General features: G+C 57.8%; 8 protein-coding genes. 2 read left to right on the top strand and 6 right to left on the bottom strand.

Annotation, left to right across the window (positions count from 1 at the left end):
* Window positions 1-92 precede the first annotated feature (92 nt).
* The 6 genes from CC207_RS00725 to CC207_RS00695 all read right to left on the bottom strand — a co-directional run bounded on the left by CC207_RS00725 (window position 93) and on the right by CC207_RS00695 (window position 8862).
* Window positions 93-440, bottom strand: coding sequence for a copper-binding protein (locus CC207_RS00725; RefSeq protein ID WP_011953092.1), 348 nt, complete (start codon window positions 438-440; stop codon window positions 93-95).
* Window positions 437-3595 carry an efflux RND transporter permease subunit gene (locus CC207_RS00720; RefSeq protein WP_011953091.1) on the bottom strand — a complete coding sequence of 1053 codons (3159 nt, stop codon included), beginning with the start codon at window positions 3593-3595 and terminating at the stop codon, window positions 437-439. Before CC207_RS00720 ends, CC207_RS00725 begins: the two co-directional genes overlap by 4 nt.
* On the bottom strand, window positions 3592-5058 hold the full coding sequence (locus CC207_RS00715; protein WP_011953090.1) for an efflux RND transporter periplasmic adaptor subunit: 1467 nt from the start codon (window positions 5056-5058) through the stop codon (window positions 3592-3594). The genes CC207_RS00720 and CC207_RS00715 overlap by 4 nt, the downstream gene beginning before the upstream one ends.
* Complete coding sequence (locus tag CC207_RS00710; RefSeq protein WP_011953089.1) at window positions 5055-6308, bottom strand: TolC family protein; 1254 nt, start codon at window positions 6306-6308, stop codon at window positions 5055-5057. Before CC207_RS00710 ends, CC207_RS00715 begins: the two co-directional genes overlap by 4 nt.
* Window positions 6309-6778: 470 nt before the next feature.
* The gene (locus CC207_RS00700) at window positions 6779-8185 is read right to left on the bottom strand and encodes a heavy metal sensor histidine kinase (RefSeq protein ID WP_011953087.1); all 1407 of its coding nucleotides are present in this window, start codon (window positions 8183-8185) and stop codon (window positions 6779-6781) included.
* Complete coding sequence (locus tag CC207_RS00695) at window positions 8185-8862, bottom strand: heavy metal response regulator transcription factor (protein WP_088851421.1); 678 nt, start codon at window positions 8860-8862, stop codon at window positions 8185-8187. The genes CC207_RS00700 and CC207_RS00695 overlap by 1 nt, the downstream gene beginning before the upstream one ends.
* 166 nt (window positions 8863-9028) lie before the next feature.
* Between CC207_RS00695 and CC207_RS00690 the strand changes: the two genes are divergently transcribed.
* A complete protein-coding gene (locus CC207_RS00690; RefSeq protein ID WP_011953085.1) occupies window positions 9029-9235 on the top strand; it encodes a co-regulatory protein PtrA N-terminal domain-containing protein in 207 nt (68 codons plus the stop codon).
* Window positions 9236-9417: 182 nt separating this feature from the next.
* Window positions 9418-10677: copper resistance system multicopper oxidase (locus tag CC207_RS00685; RefSeq protein ID WP_143496041.1), on the top strand; the 1260-nt coding region annotated here is incomplete at its 3' end.

Genomic DNA, 10677 nt, shown 5'->3' with positions numbered 1-10677 from the left:
TCTTCGGGGTAACGCTGACGACTCATGGCACCTCCTATTTGGGCCTCATTATGAGGCTTGGAGGTGTCTACGAAACCAGGGGCGATTCACCGTCACTGCTTGCGAATGCCTACGATCGTCGCTGTGCCCCCATTCATTCGGAAATCGAAGCTGACCTTGTCGCCTACCTTGAGTCCCTTGAGTTGCTGCTCGGTAGCGCTGAAGCCCATGGTCATTGCCGGCCATTTCAGGGCTGATACTGGTCCATGCGCCAAGGTAACTTTACCTGGTTCCAAAGCTTTGATGGTTCCCTCAGCCGATGCAGTCGGAGCCGCCTGGCTGCCTTGGGTCTCGTTGCCTTCCATGGGCATATTCTTCATATCCGTGCCATACATGTCTTGGGCCTGCACCGCCGCCGCAACGGCGAACACCAGGCCAGCGCTGATCAGTAGCTTCTTCATCGGGTTACTCCTGTTTGGGGGTTATCGTGTACAGCGAGTCCGCGGCGCCTGACGAGCCAGTAAGCCGCAGGGATTACAAATAGTGAGAGCAAAGGCGCGGTGAGCATGCCGCCGACCATGGGTACAGCGATCCGGCTCATGACTTCGCTGCCGGTACCGCTACTCCAGAGGATTGGCATCAAGCCTGCGACGATCACTGCTACGGTCATGGCTTTGGGGCGGATGCGCTGCACGGCCCCTTCGCGGATAGCATCCAGAAGCGCAGGTTGCCCCTGCGTACCGTTGCCGTTTCGTTCAGTCCAGGCATTGTTGAGGTAGATCAGCATGATGACTCCAAACTCTGCTGCGACCCCAGCCAAGGCGATAAAACCGACACCCGTGGCCACCGACAGGTTGTAGCCCATCATGTACAGCAGCCATACGCCGCCGGTTAGCGCAAATGGCAAGGTAGCCATGATCAGCAGCGCTTCACCGAGGCGGCCAAACGTGAGGTAGAGAAGGACGAAAATAATGGCCAGCGTCGCCGGTACTACCCATGCTAAGCGCGCATTGGCGCGCTCCAGGTATTCGAACTGCCCGGAATAGCTCAAGCTTATGCCAGGATCGAGCTTCACCTGCTGATCGACTAGCCGGCGCAGGTCGGCAACGACGGAGGACAGGTCCCGTCTCCGCACGTCGATATACACCCAGCCCGAGGGGCGCGCGTTTTCACTCTTGAGCATGGGTGGACCGTCCGCAATACGCACCCGTGCCACGGTTCCCAGTGTGATTCGCCCCCCTTGGCTGGTGTAAATCGGTAGCTGCCGCAGGGCATCAACAGAGTCACGCCACTCCCGTGGGTACCGAACACTGATGGGATATCGCGCCAGGCCTTCTACGGTTTCGCCGATGTTTTCGCCCCCAACGGCGCCGGCAACAATCGCTTGGACATCAGCAATGTTCAGGCCGTAACGCGCTGCGAATTGGCGGTCGATATCCAGATCGATGTAGCGTCCACCGGTTAATCGCTCGGCGAGGGCGGAAGTCACCCCTGGAACCGTTTTGGCCACCTTCTCGATAGCCAGAGTCACCCGGTCGATCTCATTCAAATTGCTGCCGGCAACCTTTACGCCGATCGGGCTTTTGATACCGGTTGCGAGCATGTCGATACGGTTTCGAATCGGTGGGATCCAGATATTGGTTAGCCCAGGTACCTGCACGGTACGGTCCAGCTCTTCGATCAGCTTCTCAGTGGTCATCCCTGCTCGCCACTGATCCTTCGGTTTAAGTCGGACAGTCGTCTCGAACATCTCCAGCGGGGCCGGGTCGGTCGCTGATTCAGCCCGGCCCGCTTTACCGAAGACACTGGCGACCTCCGGTACCGTTCGGATCAGCCGGTCCGTACGTTGCAAAAGCTCAGAGGCTTTCTGCGCCGAAAGACCTGGCAGGGCAGTCGGCATGTACAGCAAATCGCCTTCATCCAGTGGCGGCAAGAATTCGCCGCCGAGCTGGCTCAGGGGCCAGACACTGCTGAGCAAAATCAACAGTGCACCCGCCAACGTGAGCTTTGGCCGGCGTAGAACGATCTCCAATGCTGGGCGATAGAGCCGTATCAGGGTTCGATTGAGTGGGTTGCGCTCTTCTGCCGGTAAACGACCCCGAATCCAGTACCCCATCAGCACGGGTACCAGGGTAACCGAAAGGCCCGCTGCTGCTGCCATTGCATAAGTCTTGGTGAATGCGAGGGGCGCAAACAGCCTTCCCTCCTGAGCCTGCAAGGTGAATACCGGTATGAAGGACAGCGTAATGATCATGAGGCTGAAGAACAGCGCAGGCCCGACCTCGACTGCTGCCTCAGTCATCACTTTCCAATGATCTTCGCCACGCAACGACTTTCCAGGGTGCCACGTATGCCAAGCCTCAACCCGTTTGTGCGCGTTCTCAATCATCACCACAGCGGCGTCCACCATCGCACCGATTGCAATGGCTATGCCCCCAAGCGACATGATGTTGGCGTTGATGCCCTGGTGGCGCATGACGATCAGGGCAATGAGGACACCAACCGGAAGCGAGACGATGGCGACCAACGATGAGCGCAGATGCCAAAGAAATGCAGCGCACACCAGTGCGACCACGATGAACTCTTCAATCAGCTTCTGGCTCAGATTTTCCACAGCACGATCGATCAACTGGCTACGGTCGTAGGTAGTGACCAGCTCGACCCCGGCAGGCAGGCTTTTTTCCAGCGATTCAAGCTTGGATTTGACGTGAGCGATGGCATCTTTCGCATTCTTGCCACTGCGCAGAATTACTACGCCGCCCACCGCTTCGCCCTGTCCATCAAGCTCGCCGATGCCGCGACGTGCCTCAGGGCCCAGCTGTACAGTGGCTACATCGCCCAGTGTTACGGGTATACCCTTCGCAGCCAGGCGCAGGGGAATGGCTCGGAAATCATCGAGTGACTTCAGATAGCCGGAAGCCCTTACCATGAACTCAGCTTCGCCTTGTTCGAGCACGCCGCCACCGGTTTCCTGATTGGCCTTGGCGATGGCGTCCGAAACCTCAACTTGAGTGATTCCCAAGCTGGCCATGCGCAGCGGATCGAGCACTACCTGGTACTGCTTGACCATCCCGCCTATCGTCGCCACTTCGGCAACGTCCGGAAGAGTTTTCAACTCGAAGCGCAGGAACCAGTCCTGAAGGCTGCGCAGCTGTGCCAGGTCATGGGTACCACTGCGGTCCACCAGCGCATACTGGTAGATCCAGCCTACACCAGTGGCATCGGGTCCGAGCACTGGCTTAGCGGACGCCGGTAATCGAGACTGAACCTGGCTTAGGTATTCGAGCACCCTGGACCGCGCCCAATAGAGATCTGTGCCGTCCTCAAACAACACATATACGAAGCTGTCTCCAAATGCTGAAAAGCCCCGCACTGTCTTGGCTCCGGGTACGGAAAGCATTGTGGTGGTCAGGGGATATGTCACCTGATTTTCCACGATCTGCGGTGCCTGCCCTGGGTAGGAGGTGCGGATAATCACCTGCACATCTGACAGGTCAGGCAACGCGTCGATCGGCAAACTGCGCAGAGAGAAAACGCCCCAAGCTACGGCAAACAGTGTTGCCAGCAGGACCAGGACGCGGTTGCCAACCGACCAACGAATCAGGTTCGCGATCATGGCTGGTTCTCCTGCTGGGTTATTTGCTCGATGACCATGCCTTCATCGCGCTCGCGCACTCCAAACCGGATGCGTTCGCCAACCTTGAGTCCGGCAATCAAGCGGGGATCTGCCACAGGGAAAGTCATCGTCATACCAGGCATGCCCAGCGTCACGAACGGTCCATGAGCGATGGTCAGCTGATTACCTTCTATTTGAACGATGCGCCCATTGGCCTGATGTAGAGCCGGCTGTACAGGTTGCGCAAGTGGAGCATCGCCAGCAGTAACGGCCTCGATACCTTTCAAGCTCGCTTCGGAGTCCAGCAGAAACTGCCCGGACGCCACAACGCGCTGGCCCGCCTGAAGGCCTCGCAGCACGACCACCTGGCCAGCACTTTCCTGGCCGAGCACTACTTCCACCGGCCGGAATCGACCTCCGTCTTCTGACACCATTACGAGATCGCGTTTCCCCGTCCGAATGATCGCCTCGGCTGGCACCAGTAGGCTGTCATCCTGTTGCCCGGACGGATGGAGGGAAACCTGCGCGGTCATGCCTGGGCGCAACCGGCCGCCGGGGTTGGGCAGTTCTATACGAAGCCGCAAGGTGCGGCTTTGCAGATCCGCATCAGCCAGCAATGCGGTCAGCTTGCCGGGAACAGGTTCGCCTGGGAACGCTGCCAGATTCGCCTGCACTGCCTGTCCTTCCTGTAGGCCTTGGGCTTGCGCTTCAGGTACTGCGGCCTCAAGCCAGACGTTCGCGATACCATTGATCTTCGCCAACGTTGCACCCGGTGTCATTGTCATGCCTGGCCGCAATTCCAGAGCCTGAAGGACGCCTGCTGTTGGGGCCAAGAGCGTTACCGAATTCTGGACCCTTCCCGTACGGTCAATCCGGTTGATAAGATCGGCAGGCATACCCGCCAGCAGTAGTCGTTGCCGAGCTGCAGCGCGCAATTCATTGTCCCCAGATCGCTGAAGCGCCAGGTACTCTTCCTGCAAGCCCGCCCATTCAGGCGTCAACACATCTGCCAATGGGGCGCCCTTGGCAACCACGTCGCCTGTAGCGCGGCCATAGGTGCGTTCGACGTAGCCACCGGTACGAGCCTGCAGAACGCTAAAATCCCGCTCATCGAAGGTAAGCACGCCGCTCACCTGGAGGGTTCGAGCAAGCTGCCCTTTCGCTACGGTAGCCAGACGGACCCCCAGGTTTTGTTGGAGCCCCTGTGAAACTTGAACTGCGGGGCTCACCTCAGCAGCGGTGCTTTCCTGGTACTTCGGCACCAGTGGCATGTCCATGAAGGGCGACTTGCCCGGTGCTGGAAAGTGCTGCTGGGGGTACATCGGGTCATACCAATACAGCACCTTCTGTAGCGTTTCAGGGGAGGCAGTGGACACCTGCCCACGCTTTGCTAGCTGATAGCCAACGCCACCGCCGATAGCCAACGCGGCCAATACCACAAGGCTGATAGTTGAATTTCTCATGCGCGCACCTCTCCATACGCGAAGTGCAGCCGTGCAGCTGTCGCGGCCAACTGTCCTTGCAGATCGATGTCTTGCAGTCGTGTTTCAACCCGCTGACGTCGAGCGGTGAGAACCTCACTTAAGGGTGATTTACCGGCTCGATAGTCAGCAAGGGCGAGGCGGACTCGATCCTCCGCTAGCGGTAACAATGTTTCACGGCTGCGCTGCACTGCTCGCTGCAATCGCTGGTAATCCGCAAGATCTGTCTCCAGCTGCGCTTTATGCTCACGCAATGCCGCTTCCTGTTCGTCCTCCAGTTGCCGGACTTGTGCGCGACGTGCCGCGATCATCGGGTCCTGCCGTGAGCCAGCGAACAAGGGCAGTTGGAAACTTACCTGCAGGCTCACCATATTGCTGAATTCAGGCCCGCGCCGCTGGTAATCCACCTGCCACCCCCAGTCCGACTTCTTTTCTGCCAAGGCTTGGTGCACTTGAGCTTGTGCTTCCCGCGTAAGGGCGTTGTAGGTCGCCAATTCTGGATGTGCATGTATAGCGTGTAGATAGTCCGGCGCGCTCACTGGCCAGCGCGGAAATGCTTGAGCTTGCGGATCAGCATCCTCTCCAATCCATCGCTTGAGTGCAGCCCGTGCCTGAGCGGCCTGTGTGAGCAGAACATCTTTTTGCTCATCGAGTTGCGCAGCTTCCTGGTCAGGAGCAAGTGCGTCGGCCGTCGCGCCGGTACCGCCGGCCAGGCGTGCGCGGATTGCTGCGGCCAACAGACGGTTTTCTTTGTAGAAGTCCTCAAACTGCTGCAGTTTCCGTTGAACGGTGTACGCCGCGACCCAAGCTTGGGCTGTGGCAGCACGCACTTTTAAGCGCTCGAACACCGCCTCTGCATCGGCTCGCTCAACGCTCGCTCGTGCCGTCTCAACTCGTGCCTCCCGCTTGTCCCGGTTTGGTACTTCCTGGGAGAGGCCGACAACCTGCATCGTCATGAAATCGCGGTTCATGCTCCAACGATCACTGCCGTCAACAGGAAGGTTCTGCACTCCTAGGTTGAGACGTGGATCAGGCAGCTCGCCTGCTGGGATCACAGCGTGTCGAGCGGCCGTCATTTGCTCTTGCCTGGCCTGGAGGATGGGGGCATTGCGTTCGGCAAGTTGAAGCGCTTCCTCCAGAGACAACGGTGTAGCCTGAGCCGGTAACGTCGACAACAGGCTGATCAGAGCGGCCAGACATGCCATCCCTAATCGGTAACGTGGGGGAGTCATGGAAATGATTCCTCAAAAAATCAGCGCGCAAGCGCATGCCATCATCCGGCTGCAAAACAGGACGATGGGGTGAATTTAAGAGGTAATCAGGCGCGGGGTGGCCGCCAAGGGTCAGGAGGCGCCCTGTTTACGAGGCTCACCGCATAGGTATCTACTGGCCTAGGCGCAGAATAGGTGAGCGTGGGGTTAATTATTTCGACCTGAACTGTGCTCGCGGTTCTACACTCCTGGCCCACTTTGCAGGCTTTGGAGTGGTCGGCAGCTGATCCTGGATCAGTATCCTGGCAACAATCGTGATCCATCCCCGCCATCATCTCCATCCCCATGGTTTGCATGGGGCATGGTTCAATGGCTGAGTCGACTCCCGCCATGCCGTTGAGAGGAAGCGATGCGATTAGAAGCAGGATGGTGAACAGTCGTAGGAGCCGGTTCATGATGGCCGAGTATAGGTTACACGCATGAAATGAGCATTAAGCCGTTTGAGGCTTGGAAGTGGATTGTTTGGCGTGCGGCAGAGCGATGTGAAAACTCGTCACGCCGTCAGCGGAGGTACACCAAATTCGCCCACCATGAGCCTCGATGATCGAACGCGTTATGGCCAGCCCCAAGCCGGCGTTGCTTGGGCTTCCTTCCCGCCTTGCAGGGTCAGCGCGATAGAACCGGTCGAAGATTTTGTTGATATGTTCCGGATCAATCGTGGCCCCATTGTTCTGGACGGACAGGTTCACTTGATCAGCCGCCTCGACAATCCGGACGGCGATATCGTGGCCTTCGGGGGTATAGCGCAAAGCGTTGGATAGAATGTTGGAAACCGCCCGGTCAATCATTAGCCGGTCACCACGGATCGTACCTTCGCCTTGAAGGGCAAGCCGAATGCTTCGGTCTTCGGCTGCAAGCTGGTAGTACTCAATCAGTCTGGACACTAGCCCGACCAGATCGATATCAACCTGCTCGGGGATGATCAAGCCGTTATCAGCTTTTGCCAGGAACAGCATGTCATCGATCATGCGCGACATGCGCTTGAGGTCTTCAAGATTGGAGTAGAGGTTGTCTTCGTAGGCATCGAGGTCGCGTTTTTTGGTCAGAACGACTTCGGTATGCGTCAGAAGATTACTTACCGGAGTCCGCAGCTCATGTGCGATGTCGGCTGAGAAGTTTGATAGCCGGACGAACGCGTCTTCCAGGCGTGCAAGCATTCCGTTGAAGGAGAGGATCAGCTCCTGCAATTCAAGCGGCACGGGCTCCAATGGAATTCGCTCGCGAAGGGACCGGGCAGACATGGATGTCGCCACCTTGGTGATCTGCCCAACCGGCCGAAGACCGCTCTTGGCCACGATCCACCCCAATCCTGCACTAACCAGAGCGCTGATGACCAAGCCAATGCCGAACCACCATTGCAGCGTCTTGAAAAAGTGGGCATGGCTGGTGACATCCAGCATCAACATGACTGTTACCGGCGCCTGCGCCTGCGCTATAGCCAGTTGAGAGGTAATCCCCCGGAAGTTCCGCGAGTCGATTTGCCAGTCCCAAACGGCGCCAGAAGAGGCCTGCTTAAAGCGCTCAGGGATGCGGGATGCCTTGGAGTCCGAGAACAGGACAGTACCGTCAGCATCAAGAATCTCCGCAGAAAGGTCCTGATGAGCCCCCAACAAAGCACGCAGTTGAGGCTCCTGATCCTCAAGTTCATCACGTGCTGCTGAAAGTGAAAGGATGTGCCGGGTGGATTCGAGTTTCTCGGCCAGGGCTTGCTCATCCAGCATCTGGAAATGGTGCTGACTGAGCATGTAGAAGCTCACGCCGGCAACGACCAATACGGCGATGACCGCGAACATGAACATGAGGGTAAGGCGTTTAACGAGCGACGATTGGGCGCGCATTACTCGGGAACATCCATCAGATAGCCCATGCCACGAACTGTATATATGAGCTTGGGGGCGAAATCGTCATCAATCTTGGCCCGCAACCTACGAACAGCAACCTCGATCACGTTAGTGTCGCTGTCGAAGTTCATATCCCACACCTGCGATGCGATCAGGGACTTCGGCAGTACCTCGCCGCGTCGGCGCATGAGTAGTTCCAGTAAGGAGAACTCCTTGGCTGTGAGGTCGATCCGCTTGCCATTTCGGGTGGCCCGGCGCTTAAGCAGGTCTACCTCCAGGTCAGCCATCTTCATAGTGGTCTGAGCATAGCCACTGCTGCCTCTTCGCAGCAAAGTGCGCACACGCGCTAGCAGTTCCGAGAATGCAAAGGGTTTGACCAGGTAATCGTCAGCCCCGAGTTCTAACCCTTTCACGCGATCGTCCACGCCATCACGGGCCGTCAAAAACAAGACTGGGACCTCTTTCCCTGCCGCACGTACCATCCGCAGCACCTCCCAGCCGTCTAGCCCCGGCATCATTACATCAAGAATCAGCAGGTCATACGCCTCGCTCAAAGCGTATTGCAGCGCGTCGGTCCCTGTGACCACACGATCGACGGTAAAGCCTGCCTCCGTCAGCCCTTGCTGCAGGTAGGCCCCGATTTTTGGCTCATCTTCGGCTACGAGTAATTTCATCTGCTGCGCCCCCTTGGATGCCCTTCAGTGTGCAGCAAAAAAGGCACCCAACCAGAAGCTGACGGAAAAGTAATGTCGGGCTCAGCTTGCTGACAGTGCCGGGTAGCTAGCTTGAGCACTGTGAACGGCGCCAATCAGGCGAAACTGACCCTTAGAGGAAACGCAAATGAACATGATCAAAGCGATTGTGATGGTAGTCACCTTCGGCATGGCGAGCCTCGCCCTGGCTGAAGGCGGCGCGGATCGCACCTTCGCCAGGATGGAAGCTGCACGTGCATCTTCCATGCAGGCTTACCAGGTTGCTCAGGAGAAAAAAGCAGAGGCTCCTGTTACCGCCCAAAGCCAAAAGCACCCCGGCCACGAGAGCTGCTGAGCTTAGCTTACAGAAATGTAATCACCCCGGAATCTGAACTATGTCAGCTTTCGGGGTATTGCCTCCCGCAATCCTTGTGCTTTGGCGAAAGTCTACGAGGCTTGGGGGAGCTCAATTGAAACCAGATGGCTGCGGATCCCGCAGTCTGGATATCAGCGATCTACCTGATTGGACGCAACGGCATGCAAAGCAAAACCACGAGACGTTCATTCGTCAAAGGCCTGGCTGCTACCGGACTACTGGGTGGGCTGGGCATGTGGCGCGCGCCGGTCTGGGCCGTAACCAGCCCTGGCCAGCCTAACGTACTGACCGGCACCGATTTTGACCTGTACATCGGGGAGCTCCCGGTGAACATTACCGGGGCAGCTCGAACGGCGATGGCCATCAACGGTTCGCTGCCAGGACCAATACTCCGTTGGCGCGAAGGCGACACGGTCACGCTACGGGTTCGCAACCGCTTGAAGCAGGACACGTCCATCCACTGGCACGGCATCATCCTGCCGGCGAATATGGACGGCGTGCCGGGTCTAAGCTTCCATGGCATCGCTCCCGACGGCATGTACGAGTACAAGTTCAAGGTCCACCAGAACGGCACCTACTGGTACCACAGCCATTCGGGCTTCCAGGAGCAGGTCGGTGTTTACGGTGCGCTGGTGATTGATGCCAAGGATCCAGAGCCTTTCACCTACGATCGTGACTATGTCGTCATGCTGAGTGATTGGACCGACGAAGACCCGGCGCGGGTTATGTCCAAGCTCAAAAAACAGTCGGACTATTACAACTTCCACAAGCGCACCGTTGGCGACTTCGTCGACGACGTGAGCGAGAAAGGTTGGTCTGCTGCTGTGGCCGATCGAAAGATGTGGGCCGAGATGAAGATGAGCCCAACCGATCTCGCTGACGTGAGCGGGCACACCTACACCTACCTCATGAACGGCCAGGCGCCAAATGGGAACTGGACGGGAATCTTCAAGCCAGGGGAGAAAATCCGGCTTCGCTTTATCAATGGCTCGGCGATGACCTATTTCGACGTGCGGATCCCCGGCTTGAAAATGACGGTTGTCGCAGCCGACGGTCAGTACGTTAAGCCAGTGTCGATCGATGAATTCCGGATTGCCGTTGCTGAAACCTACGATGTCATTGTCGAGCCTGAAAACGAGCAGGCTTACACCATCTTTGCTCAATCCATGGATCGCACCGGCTATTCAAGGGGTACCTTGGCTGTCCGTGAGGGCCTGCAGGCACCGGTGCCGGCTGTAGATCCAAGGCCTCTCATCTCCATGAGTGATATGGGGATGGACCACGGCAGCATGGGTGGCATGGATCACGGCAGCATGGCCGGTATGGACCACAGCAAGATGGCTGGCATGGACCACGGCAGCATGGCCGGTATGGACCATAGCAAGATGGCTGGCATGGACCACGGCAGCATGGCCGGTATG

Source organism: Pseudomonas sp. DrBHI1, assembly GCF_002205115.1.
GTDB classification, from domain to species: domain Bacteria; phylum Pseudomonadota; class Gammaproteobacteria; order Pseudomonadales; family Pseudomonadaceae; genus Aquipseudomonas; species Aquipseudomonas mosselii.
This window is presented reverse-complemented; position numbering and strand designations above follow the sequence as displayed.